Consider the following 19,452-nt stretch of genomic DNA (forward strand, 5'->3'; position numbering starts at 1 on the left):
GCTCTCAGTATCTTGGCTCACAGTATCGGCTTGTTTTACAGGCTTGTTGGGTTGAGATTGAGCTGTCCGAGTTTGCACGACTGGTGATTTTTTGACAGGAGTAATGCGTGCTCCAGTCTTTACGGACTGAGCGCCTGATGAGTCGTTCATTGAATCAGTGTACATAGACAATCCCAGTTCGCTATTAGTAGATACAATTTTGGGTAAAGCAGTAAAAATTATAATATAAGTTGGGTTACGCGCCATCGAATGTGGCAAATGTATACAAAGAAATCGCGGTTAGCCCTGTTTGTCACTTTGACGCAATAATATCCAAACAGGAAGCAATCCAACCAGTACAATCAATAGGCTCGGTAGTGCCGCCCGTCCCCACATGCCTTCGCTCGTCATTTCAAACACTCGCACCGCCAGCGTATCCCAGCCCTGCCTGCGTGTCATCAATGTAATCGGCATCTCTTTCATCACTTCGACAAACCCCATTAATAATGCCGTTAGCACCCCAGGGCTGAGCACTGGTAGCATCACATGACGCCAACGCTGGTAAGCACTGTCACTAAGCAGTTTTGCTGCTGCTTCTTGATTGACGGTCAGGCGCTGTAACTGCCGATCCACTGGCTGAAAACTGACCGTCATAAAACGTGTCGATAAGGCCAATAGCATGACAATGACACTGCCAGAGAGCACTTGCTGCGAGGTGATACCAAAGGCAATCATTTGATTGTCTAGCCACGCAATGGGGATAAAAATACCCACTGCCAATACCGTACCCGGCACGACGTAGCCTAAATTGGCCAACGTGGTCATCAGTTTGGTCGATTTATCAGGATATTGCCGCTTAATCCACGCAATAATCACTGCCAAAAAAGCAATAAAAAGCGTGGTCATACTAGCAATCATAAGGCTGTTAGTCACAAAATCAATATAGCGCGCATCAAAATCTTGGCGAAAATTTAATGCTGTCCAATAAATCAGCTGCAAAAACGGTATTAGAAAAGCCAGTAAAAATACAAACGTACACAGCAAGCTCATCCCTATTTTGGCAGGTGTGCTGGCATCAAAACGCTGGTTGCTACCTTGCGTAATCGAGCTACCACGCTTGGCTTGCCAATACTGCTCAAACAGTACCACGATAAAAATCACACCGATGAGCAACGCTGCCAACTGAGCGGCTGTGGTCAAACTAAAAAAGCCAAACCACGCCTTATAAATAGCCGTTGTAAAAGTGTCGACATTGAATACCGAAACCGCGCCAAAATCTGCCAACGTTTCCATACTTGCTAGTAATAAGCCACCGATGATCCACGGCAATGCTTGTGGTAATGCCAACCGAAAAAACACACGGCTACGGCTCAAACCCAGCATCTGTCCTGCCTCAATTGCCCGCCGACCTTGCGACAAAAACGCCTGACGCGCCAGCAAATACACGTAAGGATAAAATGCCAATGATAGAATGAGACCTGCGCCCCATACATTGCGTATTGAGGGAATCGCTGTCGTGATACCAAAATCGCGCAGTCCTGTCTGTAACGGTCCACTAAAATCAACAATACCAATGGTGACAAACGCCAATACGTAAGCCGGTATGGCAAGCGGCAACATCAATGCCCACGAAAAAAACCGCTGACCAGGGAAGCGGTACATGCTGGTTATCCAAGCCAAAACCGTACCGATAGTGCCTGATATAATAGTTACCATAAACAATAAAATCGCAGTATTTTTGAGCACTTGTGGCAGTACGTACTCTGCCATATGTGTCCAAATGTCTGCGACTGGTTGCGTCCACGATAACAACACAATCAAAATCGGCACCAGCATAAACAACGAAACCAGCCCTAAGACTGATTTCGAGATAATATGTTTACGAAGGGTGTGGTCTTGACTGATCGTCTGAGTGTCATTAGCACTGTCATTGACTGTATTGTTTTGACTAACAGACGCATCTGGCGTTGTGATCATAGTATCATTACCGTGTCATACTCACTCATTAAGGCTTTTTAAGCATAGACCAAACTCAAAATCGTCATTACTTTAACAACTAACTCTTAATGACTTATCTTTAAAGGCTGTTCTTTAGAAACGATGGTTTTGAGCTTGGTATTGCGATGACTGGTAGTCCTTTATTTATAACCCGCTTTATCCATCATCTGAATGGCTTGAGTTTGTAGCTCACCAAATTTCTGTACGTTGATATCGTCTTTTTTGAACTCACCCCAAGATCTCAGCATTTCTGACTCATCAATCCCTTCTTTGACTGGGAATTCTTTGTCTGAGCTGGCATACAGGCCTTGCGCCTCATCAGATGACAACCATTCGATCAGTTTAAGCGCACCATCTGGATTGTCTGAGCCAGCAACCACACCCGCCCCTGAAACATTCACGTGCGTACCTGTAGTGCCTTGGTTTGCCCAGAATATCTCCACAGGGAAATCCGGTTTTTCATCCAGCAAGCGACCATAGTAATAGCTGTTAGCAATACCGACTTCACACTGGCCAGCGGCGATTGCTTCTAGCATACTGGTATCATCGCTAAACACATCAGTGGCTAAGTTATCTACCCAACCGCGAATCACTTCTTCTGTTCTTTCTTCGCCCAAATGCTCCATCATGCTGGCCACAAGCGATTGGTTGTAGACCTTTTTAGAAGTACGTAGACAAAGCTTGCCTTTCCACTTTGGATCTGCCAAATCCTCATAAGTCGATAGTTGATCGGCCGTGACTTTGCTTGGGTCATAAAAGATCGTACGCGCGCGCAGTGACAGACCTGTCCATTGACCTTTTGGATCACGATATTTTGCGGGCACATTGGCTTCTAATACAGAAGAGGACACTGGTTGTAGCAACCCTTGCTGCGTAGCCTGCCATAAGTTACCAGCATCAACGGTCAGTAGCATATCGGCTGGCGTATTCTGCCCTTCTGCTTGCAGACGCGCCATGAGTGGACCCTCTTTGTCTGTGACCAGCTCAACTTTAACACCCGTCTGTTCAGTATAACGATCCAATAAAGGCTTAATAAGCTGCTCATTACGTGATGAGTAGATAGTGACTGTTTGATCATCACCCGTTGTCGTTGCCGCGGCATTGTCACTTACATCACTCGCTGCTTGCTGCTCTGTACCAGCCTCTGCTGCTTCTGTTTCCGCGCTACCTTCTGTTGTAGAAGAGTCGCTACAGCCAACCAAACCCAACATGAGGCCAAATACGGCAGCAGGCAGGACAGTCTTAGCGGTTGGTAAGTTAGTACAGATGGTGTTCAGTGGCATGGTTTTCCCCAGAATAATGCAATAAAAAAAGTGCGACAAATGGTGAGATAAAACGGTTAAAAAACCCTATTTATTAGGACTTATTGACCATAATTGTGAAAACAACATACTAATAGAAATGAGATTAATTATCAATACATTTATCAGGCTCAAGATACTGACCTTATTTAACTTATTAGTCACCTTTCAAAGGTTGAATAAGGTTGAATTTTGCTAAAACTTACTTTTATGAAGACTCAACACGTCAACGAGCGAACGCAAAATTTTGGAAATAGTGATAAAAATCATGATAAGCCCTAGAGCAGCCATTGTCCCAAAATCACATTGACCGCCGCTTCTGTACGCAATATACGCGGCCCTATGTGTACTGGCGTGCAGCCTTGTTCTGCAAGCAGCGCTATCTCATAATCAATCCAACCGCCCTCTGCACCGATACAGACCAGACTTGGCAATCCTACTGACGAGTGTATTTTTCGATATTCAGAAAATGATTGCTGACCATAAGGGTGCGCGACGATCGATCGATTGGTTACCAAACTTGCAAACGTATCCTCGACAAATGGCTTAAAGCGTTTTTGTAGCATAATACGAGGGGCAATGGTATCAACCCCTTGCTGTAGACCTTCTAATACAAACTCGTCAAGACGCGCAAGCATCGGACTTTGCCAATAGCTTTTTTGCGTGCGATAGCTATTGATAAGTACAATATTGCGTACGCCAAGCGCCGTCATGTCCATGATCAAACGCCGCAGTACTTTGGGACGAGGCAACGCTAAAACAACGGTTAAATCCAGTTTGGCTGGCGGTGTAATAGTAAGCTGAACGTCACGTAACTCAATGCTATCAGAGGCAATACCCTCAATGACAGCCGTGCCAAGATTGCCACCGAGCTGGCCTATTTTGAGCGTATCACCAACTTTTGCGTCCAGTATGTTATTGACATGATCGACTTGCACCAAGTCATTGATCTTTGCCGTGTTTGCAGAGAAATTTTCAACGGGCAGTAGTATACAATTCATAATATCTCTTGCCCTAAATTTTGAGGAAAATATTGCTCAATAACGTCCTCAATCATCGTAAACTGACGAGTCAACACCGCTTGCTGCTGTACGGTTATTGTCTCGCCAGCTTGCCCTGCCTGCGTCGCTAATGGTAAATCATTTAACCAAGCTTCTAGCTGCTGATAAATAAGTGCGGTGTCATCAGCGCTATCAGTACCGTGCAGATGATTTGCTATAATTTTAGCGCTCTCATTTGAGCCATCTATCGTGATTGGACGATAAAACTCATTGTTTGGTTGATATAAGGCACCTACCTCGGCCAGCTTATCGACCACGCTTTGACACGATTGGGTGTAACGACCCATGATAATAGGCGTTGCCACGCTCGCAGGTTCAACTGGATTGTGTCCGCCTATATCGACTAGCGACCCTCCAACCAATGCAACATTTGCCAGCGTATACCAAGTCATCATCTCACCCATGCTGTCCGCCAGATAGACTTGCGTATCTGCATTAATGGCCTCATCAAGACTGCGGCGTGCCATTGTTAGACCAGTCTTTTCGATCAATGCTGCAACTTCATCAAAACGTTCAGGATGCCTAGGCACGATGATCAGTAACGTATTGGCTAATACTGGCCGTGACAATAGTTGCTGATGTAACGATAGCGCCGTCTCTTCTTCGCCGTTATGAGTGCTTGCTGCCACCCAAACTGGTCGGTCTGCTATCGCAAACGCTTTTGCCAGCTCATTTTTTTTGGCGAGCGCATTTTTTTTAGAGGGTATCTGCACACGTGCCTCTTCTGTATCACCAGCCTGCTCACTAGAATCAATCGCCTTATCATCGATTTTAGGCGTATTGATGACCCACTTTAGCGACCCTGCCACGCGAATCTGTGCGCTATCCGCTCCTAATTGACGGAAGCGTTTGGCAGAATCGCTGTCTTGCGCAATGATGAGCGCAAGGTTTTTCATCATGCTAGTGCTCACCGCACCAATTTTTTGGTAACTTTTAAAAGAAGCCACCGAGAGACGACCATTGACGAGAATACTTGGTATCTGATGCTGAGCAAGCTTGGTCAAGATATTCGCCCATAGTTCAGTTTCGACAAACAGCGCGGCAATAGGCTGTACGTGCGTCAAAAATGTCTCAATCACGGCAGGAGTATCAACGGGGACATAACTGTGGCTCATGCGGTTTTGAGCGATTTCGTTTGCAAACCGACTGGCACCGCGAGCAAAACCTGTCTGCGTGGTGTTGGTCAACCATATCTGATAGCCACTAGCCAGTAATGCGTCTAATAAAGGCGCAACCGTATTGGTCTCCCCCAACGATACCGCATGACACCAAATCACACCTTTATTACCATGGCCAGTAGTCGCTGGACGCGGTGGATACTGCTTGCCAAAACGCTGAGCAACTTCTTGCTGATAATTGTCGCGTTTGTGAGAGCGCCGCCATACTTGCAGGCGATATAATGGTTTTAGTACACCGATCAGAAACTGATAATAAAATGGCGTTTGGTACACCGCTCTGTCAGTCAGTAGATTATTATCTAGTAGCATAGTATCAGTGGAGTTGGACGAGGCGTTAGATGGAGTATGAGATGATGGCATGGAGTAGCCCAAATTAGTAATGAATCAAACAGCAGGAAGGTAAATGTAAAAACGCGCCAATTCTACCTGAAATCAGCGCGTAACCATAAACTTTTAAAAGTTTACTGAGTAAATAGCGATTAGACGATAATCAGTATCAGTATCGCAACCACGATCACTGCACCAAACAGTAACTGGTAGCGCTTGATACTGTGTTGCTCTTGCTTTTGTGTCGTAATCAATGTTTGCGCTTGCTCCCATTGATATACAAGGTTTTTGGCTTCTATATGACCATTATCTGCCGCTTGCTCTAGCCAGTATTTACCACTATCAATATCTTGCGGCACGCCTACCCCTTGATAATACAGCTTGCTAAGTAAACGCTGGGCACGGCTGTCATTTTTGCTAGCAGCTTGCTTCACCCATTCTATACCAGATTTTTTAGCGTCCTCATCATCTGCCGTGAGTCCTTCGCCAAGTAACTCATGCATGGCGAAGCGCAGCATAGCAGCCGTATTACCAGATTCTGCAGCCGCCTGTAATGCTAGCAATGCTTTGTTTTTTGCTGCTATATGGCTGTCTGAAAAGACAACTTGGCCACGCGGTTTGTCCTGCTTGGCAATGTGCCGCTCAAACTGATCGAGAACTTTGCAAGCTTGCTGATATTCAGTCACGCCTGCTATTTGCGGCACCTCAATCTCATCTAGCTCTACGAGCAATTGAGTAAACATTTCTGGGGTCGGTGAGGCTTTTACAGGTGCCATAGGCTTAATGACTGGCGACTCTAATTTCGTCAGCTCAGGTTTTACTTGAAGCTCTGGTTGGCGCGGCGCGGTACTCACTAATGGTTCAGATACAGTAGTTGTAGCAGAAGGGCGCTCGATATTGGCTGATATTACATTAACATCATTCAATTCATTATTTACTGGTGTGTCCTCTGAGGGCTCATAGTGATTAGCAGGTTGACTTGTACTGATAGTCGTACTCGAATCTGTCGTTGAGTGAAGGCTTTGGGTCGTATTATGCGTTACGACCTTGGTTGCTTGACCACTAGAAATCTTTAAAACATTATCGTGATCCGATAAATCTGGCAATCTTGCGCTGACTGCTTGGTATAGTCCACTCGCCGCTTGTCCACCTTGTACCGCTTTAAACGGCCGATCAATATTGCCAAATAGACGCAGCCCTATTGGCTCTAATGCAAAAAATAAAGGCAGAGCATCAGTAGCCGCATTATTATCACCATAGCCAACCGCCATATGCTGATAAAAGTCATCGGCAATTAATGACAGCTCAGGATAACGCTTACGTAGCTCAAACTGACCATACCAGCGTGGTCTATTTTGCCATTGCTGTGCCAATACGCGACCTGCATAAAATGCCAAAAACACCATAAAGTTGCGATAGTGCTCATCGACCAGTAGCGTCGCCTCATTCCATATACCGCCTTTCATCATGTCACGGCGTACTTGAGACAATAGTGTATCAATACGCTGTAAGCTCTCAAGCGACTCATCTAGCGCACAATTATGCAACTGTGTCTCATATGCGATACCACCTGCGATAGGACGCCCAGCTAAGAAATCTTGCCAGTAGCCTTCTGCAATATAATCGAGTGGTGTTAAGGGCGAGGCAGACATAGACAGGCGTGTCCTTTTTTAGAGAAGTTGATTATAGAGGCAATAATAATGATTAAAAATATGAGCATAAAAAACACGGACAGGTTACCTTAACCTAAAATTCAGCGCGCTACAATAAAGGACTAAACAAGCGTACGACATTATCAAATAAGCGTTTTGATCCATGGCGCTGCTGCCACTCTTCATTGTCCAAAATACGGCAACTTTGTAAATATATTTCTTGACAGTCAGCCACTTGAGCGACCATCTCTGGCGTATAAATCGCCAAGCTGACTTCCATGTTTAAATAAAAACTGCGCATATCAATATTGACCGTACCAAACAGGCAGTAGTCATCATCGATAACCACGGTTTTCGCATGTAGCAACCCCCCTCGAAATAGCGCAATAGTCACGCCAGCATCCAGCAGCTCTTGATAATAAGCTTGTGAAGCATGCTGCACCAAAAACGAATCGACTTTTTCAGGAACAATAATCGTCACTTCAACGCCGCGTTTTGCCGCTATCGTCAGCGCACCCGATAGGGACTCATCCGGTACAAAGTAAGGTGTGGTAATACGAATACGCTTATTGGCACGGTGAATCACAGTCACTAACGTATTGTAAATTACATGCGCTGTGAGTTGCGGTGCTGACGGTATGAGCTGTGCCATCACGTTATCTACGACAGGCATCTTTGGTATCACAATTGAAGTGCTACCGATATCTGGCTGCTCATGATAATCAATCGTATCACCCAACACCTTTACTCGACTATTCAAATCGTTGATAGTTGGGTCCATCACATACAATTTACGTGTGTAATTGTTAACCCGCTGATGTAGCTCAGCGAGATTGTCGTTATTTTCAGCACCAATATCAGTAACAATAACTTTGGCCATAGCGGTATTGATACTAATAGAGTGGTGGCTGGTGGTTCTGATCGCCACATCAATCCACTGTCCGACATTTTTATTTTGCTTAAAAAACCTCGGATCGACCAAATTAAAGCTACCGATATAGCCAATATATTCGTCAATGACCACCATCTTACGGTGATTACGCAAATCCGAGCGTTTAAATAAGGTCTTAAGCAGCCCTACTGGCAGCGACTGATGGACAAAAACACCGGCTTTTTCTAATTGACGATGGGCACTACTATTAATAAAACTAAAGCTGCCTACACTATCAGCCAATATGTGACACTCAACGCCGCGCTGAGCGGCTACCGACAACGCCTCTATCACATCGAGTACTTTTCCTTTGGGGTATACGATATAAAACTCCATAAAAACAATGCGCTGCGCTGTATGGATATCCTCAATCAAACGCTGAAAAATCGATGCAGGATCTGTTAACAACTGCATTTGATGATCGGGAAATACTCCCAGCCCTGTCCAGCGCGTTCCTATTTGACTCACACCGCGGTATTTGATGGGTAGCAGCTCTTGTCCTTTATCAAACACCAGATGTTCGCGCCGTGCCATGTCATTCATCATGATGCTTGCTTGATCCACGCGCTCACGGTAGCGTCGTCCGATCATCGGCTCGCCCAGTAGTATGTACGCAATCAGACCGAACACGGGCACGGTATAAAGCACAGCAATCCAAGCAATGGATACACCAATATTACGCTGCACTGATACGACGCGTAACGTCATAACAATCATCAGCATAATATGAAATATCAGACCTAGACCTGCGTACTCTCCCCACGTCCAGTTGGTAAAGATCTGCCCAATCGTAAAAATATCTATGCTGGCCTCCCTCAATCATGCTCAAAAAACAAAGTATCCGTAGTATAGTAGCTTTTCGCTGTCAAACAACTGCTAACAATCATAACCTGCCTCTAAAAAATACAAGTAAGCGTCTACCATATATTACTGTTTTTAATAGGATTAAAAATTTATTTCCGATTATTTCATAAAATAGTTAAAATAACGTTTGACAGCCAAGTGTAAATCTATATAATACACACCCACAGCAGCAGAGCTTAGTGACAAACGTAGCGCTCAGTTGATGTTGAATAAATTGCATTGCGATTGTTCGAAGGGTGATTAGCTCAGTTGGTAGAGCGTCTGCCTTACACGCAGAATGTCGGCGGTTCGAATCCGTCATCACCCACCACTTCTTAGCAGGTGGGCTCTTTAAATAAGAGCAAGAAGCTAAGACGACCTAAGCAGCGGTAGTTCAGTTGGTTAGAATACCGGCCTGTCACGCCGGGGGTCGCGGGTTCGAGTCCCGTCCGCTGCGCCATATTTAAAACGAATTTAAACTGTTAAGTTTAAGAAAGTTTCGCCTCAAGCATTAGATTGTTTGGGGTTTTTTTGTGTCTGCGTTTTTTGTCTATGTCCCCTCTAATATAACTACCTCTCGATAAGCATCTATTTTGTATTAGCAATAGTTATAATCATCCAGCAGACGTGCAGGTATTTTAGCACTATGGACGCTGACTCATGCGACTCACACTAGCAATCAACGCCACCATCACCACACCCATGATAATCAAAATGCCAGACATCATATGCGCTGCCTCATAGTTGAGCGCTTCTACTTGCTCATATATCGCAATCGATACCACCTTGGTCTCACCTGAGATACTGCCACCTATCATTAGCACCACACCGAACTCACCAATGGTATGAGCAAAGCTCACCAAACTACCCAAAATAATACCCACGCGTGCTTGCGGTAGGGAGATTTTGATAAAGCGGCGCAGACGACTGGGCTCTAACAGATGCGCGACTTCAGTGACACTTTGGGGAATACGCAAAAACTGTGCATACACTGGCTGTATATAAAAAGGCAGTGAATAAATAATAGAGCCAATCACTAGACCTTCAAAAGTAAAAATAAGCGGACTAATATTGTGCTCAATCAGCCATTTACCGATACCCATATTTGGGCTTAATAATAATAATAAATAAAAGCCAATGACCGTAGGTGGAAGCACTAGAGGCATGGCAATGATACCCATGAGTAAAACTTTGAGACGTCCAATGGCTTTTCTACGGCTTGGTTTGGCAAGCCAATAAGCCATAGGGGTCGCAAATAATAATAAACATAGGGTCGTGACAGAAGCGAGCTTAATACTCACCCAAAATGGACTGAGCATATCTGACATAAGAGACTGATCGATCATATAATGTCACGGCTCGTTCTATAGGTAGAAGGTCTAGTCTAACGAATTACTGAATGGGCAGGTAGCCTGCCTGCGCGAAGTGCTGTTGTCCTGCATCCGAGCGCAAGTATTTGGTAAACGCTGCTGCTGGGACTGTATTATTGATAACGATACCATCCTGCAGAATAGCTGGATAAGACGCTTTTGGTAAAGTAATGAACTGCTCAGGTTTGGCTTTTATTGCCACAAGTTGAGACTGCGCCACAAATCCATAGTCTACGCTGCCTGTATGGGCGTACTGAAATACTTGACCAATATTCTCTGCCTGTATCAGACTTTTTTGTGCATTCAATTTATCATACATTTTTTGTGATTGCAGATAGGCTTTTGCAGATGCACCATAAGGAGCGAGTTCAGGATTGGCAATAGAAATCTTGCTATTATCTGTGAAACTAGCACTTGTAAACGCGTCAAGAAGTGATGCTGGCGCAAAATCATTTAAAGGTTTTGTGACACTATAGAGTGCCAGCTGACCTCTGGTATAGGTAAATGGCGAGGCAGATTCATTATTCTTATCACTGTTATCAGCAGCATTTTCATCAGCAAGCTTTTCCGGAAACTCCTGGTTGGCAGACAAAAATATATCATAAGGGGCGCCTGCCTTGATTTGTGCATATAGCTTACCAGATGACGCGTAAGTGACTTCAATATCTAAGTTGTTTTGATTCGATATATTGCTATCCGTTTGATAGCTATCAATGATACTAGGTAAGACATCAGATAAGTTGGCTGCCGCAGCGATACGTAGTGTTTGGTGCTCAGCACTTGTCGCAGTCGCCGATTCTGCATTTGTACTGTTATCTGCTGTACAAGCACTTAATGCCAATAGCCAACACGCAGAGATACTAGCAGCTAGTGACCTACCCATTATTGCTGAGCCATTTAGACGAGTCATCTTCGTAATATTCTTGCTTCCAAACAGGAATGTCCGCTTTGATGGTATCTAGTATCCAGCGACACGCATCAAATGCTGGATAGCGATGCGCCGACACTACCCCCACCCACACAGCCACGTCACCAATCTCTAGCGCACCGATACGATGTATCGCTATGGCATGAGTGATCTCAAAACGCTTTTTGGCTTCTTCTATAATGGCGCGGCCTTGGTTGATGGCCAAATCCTCATAACCGTAATACGTAAGGCGATCAACACTCGTGGCATTGTTATGGTTTCGCACTCGCCCTTCAAAGCAAACGAACGCACCGCAGCTGTCATTGTCTAACGTACTTTTGAGCTTATTTTCGTCAATCGCAATATCGAGCAATGCAAAACCGTCGCGCTCAGCAATAAGGTACGCTTCATCGCTACTACGTTTGATGGTCATTGAGTGGTTATGGACATTGTCGGTCATTTTTCTTCTCTATTTATTATTTTTATTGGCTTGCTGGCTACTCAGAAACACGTATTTAACCACCAGCAACTGGCGTAATAAAAACCACACTGTCACCATCATTGATTTGATCGGTCCATTTGGCGAAGTAATCATTGACTGCTACCCGCAGCTCTGACTGCGGACGACTAAAACGATGCTTTTGACTAAGTTGTTCGTATAGTTCAGTCAATGAGGTGTCTTGGGGTAATTTGACAGTCTCTTGCTGACAGTTGGCCTCATCCGCCAAACTGGCAAAATAGATTACGTTAATATCCATCGTTGATTCGATATCAGCTTTTGTCTCAATAGCACTCATAAATCTCTCCTTTCTTTGCAAGCGTCCTTGCTTAATATTCAGTACATCTCTATTCATTGATAATGTATTTTTTAAGCTAAGCATGACTATAATCTGACTTGCCACCTGTCTTTTTAATCAGGTGAATATCATCTATGACGATGTCATGCGATAGCGCTTTGGTCATATCATAGATAGTCAAGCAGGCAACGCTCACGGCGGTTAGCGCTTCCATCTCAACCCCCGTTTTGTGCGTGACTTTGACCACCGCACTGACGGTAATACTGCTAAGCGTATCATCATATATAAATGTTAGGCCGATCTTATCTAACGGCAGCGGATGACAAAGCGGTATCAAATCATGCGTGCGTTTGGCAGCCATGATGCCGGCGATGTGTGCCGTTTGCGTAATGCTGCCTTTTTTGGTCATACCATCAGCCGCTTTAATCTGCGCATAAATCTCGCTCGGAAAACGAACCTGCCCCATTGCATTGGCTTCTCGCGTCGTTGCAGTCTTGCCACTGACATCAACCATGGTAATATCGCCATCACTATCTAAGTGTGATAAAGCAGATTGATGATTTGTCTGAAAGCTGTTACTCATTGATATAGCCTTTTCTTAGTCATATATTTATTAGTATTTTTATTATTTTGGTAGCGCGGCACATGCCAGCTTAAAATCTTTAGGGTTATTAAAGTTGGTCAAATGCTGCCAGTCCTGAGTAAATGGTACAGCCTTCACCATTGGCTGAATAAAAGGCATGACTCGGCGCTGACCACTATCAATATAAGCTTTCAAATCAGGTTCAATGTGTAAATGATAAAGCCCTAGTAGTGGATATAAGTGATTGTCGTCTTTTAAGCAAATGACTCTCTTATCAGCGGCTGGAGTAATCGAGAGTTGCAGTTTTTGCCACAAATCGGTTGCGGGTATTAAACTGTCACAGCTCATTACCAATAGCCACGATGCATGCTGATTTTTTGATACCTCTGAATCATTCAAACCACTCAATGTTTGCAATGCTGATTCGATAGCGACCAATGCACCACCTGTATGAATTTGCTCATTATTATCAGCGTCAAAATCGGAAACGTAGTCAGCTATAGGCATCACAGGTGAACTGGGTTTGTTTAAAGTAGCATCTGAATCAACATAAAAGCCACGCCCATTATCCGCAATCAAAATAGGAACTTGCAACTCGCTGGCATGACGGACATGGTAATGCAATAGCTGCTCACCTGAGGGCAGAGTAAGCGTCGCTTTGGGAGTACCCATGCGTTTGGATGCCCCGCCAGCTAAGATTACTATACCTGCCAAGTTATCCGAATTATTCGAGCACGCTGTCATGATGCCACTGCCTATCGGTTTTGGTTAAATAGCTGTCATGGCTTAATCATTTATCATTAATTAATTATTTATCAATCAGTTATGACTGGGGTTTTGCGCCAAAAAATGCGGCACAAAATTACACGGACGCGTACGGCTATCAAACTGCTCTTTTAGAATGTTTTCCCACCCTGTGCGGCATGCGCCAGACGATCCTGGTAGACAAAATATACCCGTACCATTGGCCATACCAGCGACTGCTCGTGACTGCACAGTAGACATACCAATCTCATCTTTTGAAATCAAACGGAACATCTCACCAAAACCATCAATCGACTTATCGAATAATACACTCACCGCCTCTGGCATACTGTCTCTAATAAAGAAGCCTGTGCCACCAGTCGTGATAACCGCGTGCACATCTGGACTGGCAATCCAGCCACTAATCACGGCGCGAATTTGGTAAATATCATCAGTAATCAGCTGACGGTCTGCCAAATGATGCCCTGCTTCGGTCAAACTATCTACTAAATACTGACCTGATGTGTCTTCTGCCAGCGTACGGCTATCAGAAACAGTCAAGACCGCAATATTAAGTGGGGTAAATGGTGCAGCAGGCTTACTCATAAAAAATCCTTTATAGATATGATTTTATAATTGTATTAAAAAAAGCTTATGTCAGAAAAGCTATAGCAAAAACAGCATCGGTTAGCATCATGATTAAGGACTGAGAATACCTTAACCACCGATTATCGAAAGATTGTGCATGATGCCACTGTTCGAGTCATGCAGATGATGATGCTCAGGCTTAATCGGCATAAAGCTATGTAAAGTGTTTACCAGTCCTTGGATATCGTCCTGCTGTAAGTATGGCCGAATATCATAATTACCTTGGTCAAATAAGCACAGATGCACCTTGCCCTGACTACTGACTCGCAAGCGATTACAAGTATCACAGAAGTGCGCCGCATAAGGGGCAATCATACCAATACGGCCGACATAATCAGGGTGACTGTACTCGACCGCTGGACCATCGGCACTACCACGGTCATGTGGCTGCCAACCATGATCTAACAAATAATCCGTGATGATATCAGACTGAGCATGCTGGGCAAAAAACAAGTCGCTGTTGTCACTGGTCTGCATAAACTCAATAAAACGATAGGTCACTTGCCTATCTTTGACGTAGTCGATCGCGGCGATCAGGTTTTCAAAGGCAGTCTCTGCCATCAAGACGCTATTTATTTTGAGTTTGATATCGGTCGTTTCTAGCAAGGTATCCATATCCTCCAGTATCTGCGGCAAGGTATCAAAGCCAGTCATCTTATGAAAAGTAGCCGCATCAAAACTGTCCATACTGATATTGAGCTGATCGAGTCCAGCCGCTTGCCAGCTCGCTAAGTGTTTACCCAACTTATAAGCATTACTGGTCATCGCTACTGTTTCAATACCATCAATCTGTTTAATGGTTTCGATGATTTCGGCAACATCACGGCGAATGGATGGCTCGCCGCCCGTAATTCTCACTTTTTTGGTACCTACTTGGGCAAAGCCGCGCACCAATGTCGCAATTTCAGAAACGCTCAACTCATCGTCAGGACGCTTGCCCTGATAGCCATTTGGCAAACAGTACTCGCAGCGAAAATTACAAAAATCAGTAATAGATAGGCGTAGATATGTCAGACGCCGCGCAAACCCGTCAGTTAAAGGCTGATGGATTTGGGTCGCCTGATCAATCGGCATCATTAGAGCAGACGGTATATAGCTGTCAGACAGCACAGGTGCTGACGCAGGAGAATACAGTTGCGGTCTGTCTATTTTGATATTGTCTTCATTCATATATTACTGCCATCAGTATTGCTTGCCATAAGCGTTACTTTATTATTCGTGTTTAGCATCCCATTACTAGATTGCTGTTTAATTTCGTTCCATCATTTTATAGCAGATTGGCAAACGGTGAATTAGCGATGTAGCCAAGGGAAAGGTTGTACGGTAACCTCACCACCAGATACTACATTGCCACTGTCTTTGTCTAACACAATAAAGCAATTGGCGCGGCTCAGCTGTTTTATTCTGTGTGATTGTTGACTTGAAAAGCACTCAACTTGGTAATGACCTGACTCATCTTGTGACAATACGCCGCGCTGAAAGTCTTTGCGGCCAAGGGACTTTTTGATATTGTTTGTGAGCTTAGCGTTGATCGTCAGCGGCATCGGCTGCTCTGATAAACTCGCACCTGACATCTGCCATAATGCGGGTATCACAAACTGGAGCGCGCCCACTACTGTGGAGAGCGGGTTGCCTGGTAGTCCAAAATACAATACGGGCTTATCGATATTTTTATTTAACTCGCCAAATACAAACGGTTTACCAGGTTTCATCGCCACTTTATAGTGGTTGATTTGCCCAAGTGTTTCGATCACGGTCGTCAGAAAATCATAATCGCCAACTGAGACGCCTGCTGTCGATATGAGCACATCACAGTCTTGCATGGCTTCGTTGACCGCAGCTGTCGTCTTATCCAAATCATCAGGAATGATGCCATAGTCACGAATGGTGATAGGTAAGTCCGACAGTAGGCTTTTGAGCGTTGGGGTGTTGGAATTGTATATCTGGGCTAGATGTTCCAGCTCATCGCCAATAGCGACGAGCTCATCGCCTGTCGCGAGCACACCGACGACGAGTGGTTGAAACACGCTCACTTCGCTGACACCCAGATTTGCAAGCAAGCTGATATCGGCAGGATTAATTCGTTTTCCTATCTTTAGCACAGCTTCGCCGGACTCAATCTCTTCGCCTTGCGCACGAATATTATTGTCGACTTCGGCCGTTTGCGTGAGCGTTATGCTGTAAGGTTGAGATTTATCGATGGTCGTTTTGATATCAGCAAAGTTGGTATTCTCTTGCATAATGACTGTATCACAACAATCAGGCACCACTGCGCCAGTAAAAATACGGACGCCCTGCCCTGCTACTGTCTCACCAGTATAGGCATTACCCGCTTGAGACTCACCGACGATCTCGATCGTATTACCTTCTGACAGCTCGCTACCTCTAGCAATAGCATAGCCATCCATCGCAGATAGATTTTGTCTGGGCACATCAAAAGGTGAAACGACGCTTTGCGCCAATATGTAGTTACGACTATCTAATAGATCGCAGGTATTGATAGCTCTGTTGTGAAGCGGGAAGTCAGTATTATTATAATTATTGATACGCAGCTTTATTGCCGCTTGTAATTCTTCCATGGTAATCATAAAGGTACGCTCTTTTGGTCGTTCTCATTATTTGTGACTGAATCTTTATTATTAAAAGCTGTCTTTAGAGTCTATCATTCACAGTATCGATTTTCTTGTATTAACCTTGTCCTGATAAGTTTTGAAGACTACTAGATCAAACCAACTCAAATATTTGATGAGTATCACAATATCTATTCATTCAATAAATTTCAGCAAAATCAGACATAGCCTGAGGCAAAAAAAGCACCTTGGCAAGGTGCTTTTTGTAGAGCAAGGTAACATGCTTAATTGAAGATTAATGGTTAATTCACAATGGCTAAAAGCGATTATGAATCGCGACCTTCATACGGTGTATAAATGCCATCAGCTTACCTCACCAGCCAGCCAATGAAGAGGCGCTATTTTGAGTGATAAATCCATCTGGCGTTTGGCCATTATCTGCTTGCCAGCGCTGAAATGCCATACGAGTATTGGTGCCCACGATACCATCAGCACCTTTGGTGTCGTAACCCATGCTCGTCAGGCGGCGCTGTAAGTTGGTCACTTGCGTGGTTGACAACGGACGCTCATAGCGGGGCCATGATTTTCGCAGACCGCTTTGTCCATCAATCGTTTTGCCTAATAGGCTCACCCCTAGCGCATAACTCGACGAGTTATTGTAAACCTTGATAACATCAAAGTTTGGGCTTAGCAGCAATACGGGACCATCTTTACCAGCTGGCAACCATAGCTCCATCTGAGTATTGGCATCTAAATAGACGTCATCTATCGTATCGACACCCATCGCCGCCCATCTGGCTGCAGGTTGCTTACTGCCCATCAGTGAATAATCAAACGAAGCAGGTACAGTCGCCTCATAAAAAGGTGCTAGACCACGCACCCAGCCTGAGTTGCTCAGATAGTTGGCGGTAGAAGCGAGTGCATCGCCTGTGGCCCAAGGATTGCGATGGCCATTACCATCGCCATCAACGCCTTGCTTGAGCCAAGTCTCAGGAATAAACTGCGTTTGTCCCATGCCGCCTGCCCAAGAACCGTCCAATTGCGACCATGATACGTCGCCACGCTGAAGCAGCGTCGCTAAGGATAATAGCTGAGCTTCTGCAAATTCTTGACGACGACCATCGTAGGCTAGACTGGCAAGCGAGCTTGGCAAATCACTGTTACCCGTGACCGCGCCATATGACGACTCCATACCCCATATCGCTGCGACAATCTCTGCATCAACACCATACTGCGATTCTAATTGAGACAAGAACGCACGCTGCTCTGCAAACTTGCGCTTACCTACGCTCACACGCCCACTAGAGACAGCAGAGTCCACATATTCCCAAGGCATCTTAGAAAACTCGGGCTGTCCTGAGTCTAATGAGATAACTTGCTGATTCAGATAAGCGGAATCGAGCAATCGGCGAATGACTCCAGCATCATAGCCTGAAGATATTGCACGCATAGAAAAGTCTGACTTCCAATCAGAAAAGCTGCTATAGCTTGGCTTTGGGGCGGGCTGCGGTTTAATAACTGGCGCTGGTGTTGGCTTGACCTGCACGGTTTGGGTTTGAGTAATCTCAACGCCACCTTGACGGACAGGCTTTTTTTGCATGGCTTGCTGGCTCGTACACCCGACCATCACTAATGCTGGCATAAGAGTGAGGTATTGTTTTTTTAATCTCATAAAAAGTCTCAAACATAAATAAATAAAATGGACCAAAGCCGCCCAGCCATCAGCGACATGCCTCAATACTAACGCCCAAGTACTGTACGTGGATCAATCGGATTACCATTCAAGCGAACTTGGAACTCCAGCCCTACTTGATTGGTCTGACCACTGCTACCCATCGTCGCGATACGTTGGCCACGCTGTACCGTGTCCCCTTCTTTTACCAGCAATTGGCTATTGTGTGCGTAGGCCGTGATGTAGTCATCACTATGGCGAATCATAATCAAGTTGCCATATTCTGGTAGACCGTTGCCTGAGTAAAGCACCGTTCCTGATTGGCTAGCAAGTACTGGATCACCGACATTGCCAGCAAACCACATGCCCATATTGCCCGCCGCTGGATCAATGTTACGCGTCACTGGATTGCGAGTAGGATAATCATACCCAGAGGTCGAATTGGCCGTTGCCTCGTATGCTGGCGTTTGAGACTGGGTTACAGGTGGGGTATAAGTTGGTTGTGGCTGTGCTGGTCTGTTATAGCTGTTATTACTCGCCGTGGTCGCTGCACCGCCCTGCCATAGTTTGAGCCATTGCCCACTATAAATCGTATATTTACTGTCCAGATTATTTAGTGCGCCAATCTGACGATAGTTAAGACGATAGCGTGCCGCAATTTGGCTGACCGTATCGCCACGCTGTACGCGATGGTAGTTAGGGACGCCTTGTGCGTTGGTAATAATCTTAGGACCTGCTTGGTTTGGTGATTGATAAGTAGGTTTGGTTGCACAGCCGACTACAGACAAGGTAGTAACTGCCATAGTGCCAATCAACGCCGCCTTAGCAAGGTGCGATCCGGTCATGATTCTTTTCATACAAGGTTCCTGTTCTTTCTGTTGCTTATCTATT

At 45.0% G+C, this 19,452-nt stretch carries 17 protein-coding genes and 2 tRNA genes; 2 read left to right on the forward strand and 17 right to left on the reverse strand.

What is annotated here, in order from left to right; all coding sequences use genetic code 11:
- Positions 1–279: 279 nt before the first annotated feature.
- From I3255_RS08555 to I3255_RS08580, 6 genes are all read right to left on the reverse strand, one after another.
- The gene (locus tag I3255_RS08555; RefSeq protein ID WP_238038465.1) at positions 280–1,956 is read right to left on the reverse strand and encodes an iron ABC transporter permease; all 1,677 of its coding nucleotides are present in this window, start codon (positions 1,954–1,956) and stop codon (positions 280–282) included.
- 161 nt (positions 1,957–2,117) lie between these two features.
- The gene (locus tag I3255_RS08560; protein WP_238038466.1) at positions 2,118–3,260 is read right to left on the reverse strand and encodes an extracellular solute-binding protein; all 1,143 of its coding nucleotides are present in this window, start codon (positions 3,258–3,260) and stop codon (positions 2,118–2,120) included.
- 296 nt (positions 3,261–3,556) lie between these two features.
- Positions 3,557–4,279, reverse strand: a complete 723-nt coding sequence (locus I3255_RS08565) for a 16S rRNA (uracil(1498)-N(3))-methyltransferase (RefSeq protein WP_238038467.1) — start codon at positions 4,277–4,279, stop codon at positions 3,557–3,559.
- Positions 4,276–5,877, reverse strand: a complete 1,602-nt coding sequence (locus I3255_RS08570; RefSeq protein ID WP_238038468.1) for a 3-deoxy-D-manno-octulosonic acid transferase — start codon at positions 5,875–5,877, stop codon at positions 4,276–4,278. Before I3255_RS08570 ends, I3255_RS08565 begins: the two co-directional genes overlap by 4 nt.
- 119 nt (positions 5,878–5,996) lie before the next feature.
- Positions 5,997–7,496 (reverse strand): tetratricopeptide repeat protein, encoded by a 1,500-nt coding sequence (locus I3255_RS08575; RefSeq protein WP_238038469.1) that lies wholly within the window; start codon positions 7,494–7,496, stop codon positions 5,997–5,999.
- Positions 7,497–7,605: 109 nt separating this feature from the next.
- Positions 7,606–9,246: a cardiolipin synthase gene (locus tag I3255_RS08580; RefSeq protein WP_238038470.1), complete on the reverse strand. Its 1,641-nt coding sequence runs from the start codon at positions 9,244–9,246 to the stop codon at positions 7,606–7,608.
- Between the two features lie 279 nt (positions 9,247–9,525).
- On the opposite strand from I3255_RS08580, the gene I3255_RS08585 reads away from it, so the two are divergent.
- Both I3255_RS08585 and I3255_RS08590 read left to right on the forward strand, forming a co-directional pair.
- Positions 9,526–9,601, forward strand: a tRNA-Val gene (locus tag I3255_RS08585).
- A 52-nt stretch (positions 9,602–9,653) separates the two neighbouring features.
- Positions 9,654–9,730 (forward strand) — tRNA-Asp (locus tag I3255_RS08590).
- 184 nt (positions 9,731–9,914) lie between these two features.
- On the opposite strand, the gene modB is transcribed toward I3255_RS08590, so the two are convergent.
- The 11 genes from modB to I3255_RS08645 form a co-directional block, all read right to left on the reverse strand.
- Positions 9,915–10,616, reverse strand: coding sequence for a molybdate ABC transporter permease subunit (gene modB, locus I3255_RS08595; protein ID WP_238038471.1), 702 nt, complete (start codon positions 10,614–10,616; stop codon positions 9,915–9,917).
- Positions 10,617–10,662: 46 nt separating this feature from the next.
- Positions 10,663–11,523 carry a molybdate ABC transporter substrate-binding protein gene (modA, locus tag I3255_RS08600; RefSeq protein WP_238038472.1) on the reverse strand — a complete coding sequence of 287 codons (861 nt, stop codon included), beginning with the start codon at positions 11,521–11,523 and terminating at the stop codon, positions 10,663–10,665.
- Positions 11,516–12,007, reverse strand: a complete 492-nt coding sequence (locus I3255_RS08605; RefSeq protein WP_238038473.1) for a molybdenum cofactor biosynthesis protein MoaE — start codon at positions 12,005–12,007, stop codon at positions 11,516–11,518. The genes modA and I3255_RS08605 overlap by 8 nt, the downstream gene beginning before the upstream one ends.
- Positions 12,008–12,062: 55 nt before the next feature.
- Entirely contained in the window at positions 12,063–12,344 is a 282-nt protein-coding gene (locus I3255_RS08610) for a MoaD/ThiS family protein (protein WP_238038474.1), read from the reverse strand.
- A 76-nt stretch (positions 12,345–12,420) separates the two neighbouring features.
- A complete protein-coding gene (gene moaC, locus I3255_RS08615; protein WP_238038475.1) occupies positions 12,421–12,927 on the reverse strand; it encodes a cyclic pyranopterin monophosphate synthase MoaC in 507 nt (168 codons plus the stop codon).
- A gap of 42 nt (positions 12,928–12,969) precedes the next feature.
- Complete coding sequence (locus I3255_RS08620; RefSeq protein WP_238038476.1) at positions 12,970–13,671, reverse strand: NTP transferase domain-containing protein; 702 nt, start codon at positions 13,669–13,671, stop codon at positions 12,970–12,972.
- Positions 13,672–13,746: 75 nt separating this feature from the next.
- The gene (gene moaB / locus I3255_RS08625; RefSeq protein ID WP_238038477.1) at positions 13,747–14,277 is read right to left on the reverse strand and encodes a molybdenum cofactor biosynthesis protein B; all 531 of its coding nucleotides are present in this window, start codon (positions 14,275–14,277) and stop codon (positions 13,747–13,749) included.
- Positions 14,278–14,388: 111 nt separating this feature from the next.
- A complete protein-coding gene (moaA, locus tag I3255_RS08630) occupies positions 14,389–15,489 on the reverse strand; it encodes a GTP 3',8-cyclase MoaA (RefSeq protein WP_238038478.1) in 1,101 nt (366 codons plus the stop codon).
- 122 nt (positions 15,490–15,611) lie between these two features.
- Positions 15,612–16,907, reverse strand: a complete 1,296-nt coding sequence (gene glp / locus I3255_RS08635) for a gephyrin-like molybdotransferase Glp (protein WP_238038479.1) — start codon at positions 16,905–16,907, stop codon at positions 15,612–15,614.
- Between the two features lie 355 nt (positions 16,908–17,262).
- Positions 17,263–18,561 (reverse strand): lytic murein transglycosylase, encoded by a 1,299-nt coding sequence (locus I3255_RS08640; RefSeq protein WP_201601252.1) that lies wholly within the window; start codon positions 18,559–18,561, stop codon positions 17,263–17,265.
- A gap of 68 nt (positions 18,562–18,629) precedes the next feature.
- The gene (locus I3255_RS08645; RefSeq protein ID WP_238038480.1) at positions 18,630–19,418 is read right to left on the reverse strand and encodes a peptidoglycan DD-metalloendopeptidase family protein; all 789 of its coding nucleotides are present in this window, start codon (positions 19,416–19,418) and stop codon (positions 18,630–18,632) included.
- Positions 19,419–19,452 lie beyond the last annotated feature (34 nt).

The sequence above is a fragment of the Psychrobacter sp. Ps6 genome, from assembly GCF_022129235.1.
Taxonomy (GTDB): Bacteria; Pseudomonadota; Gammaproteobacteria; order Pseudomonadales; family Moraxellaceae; genus Psychrobacter.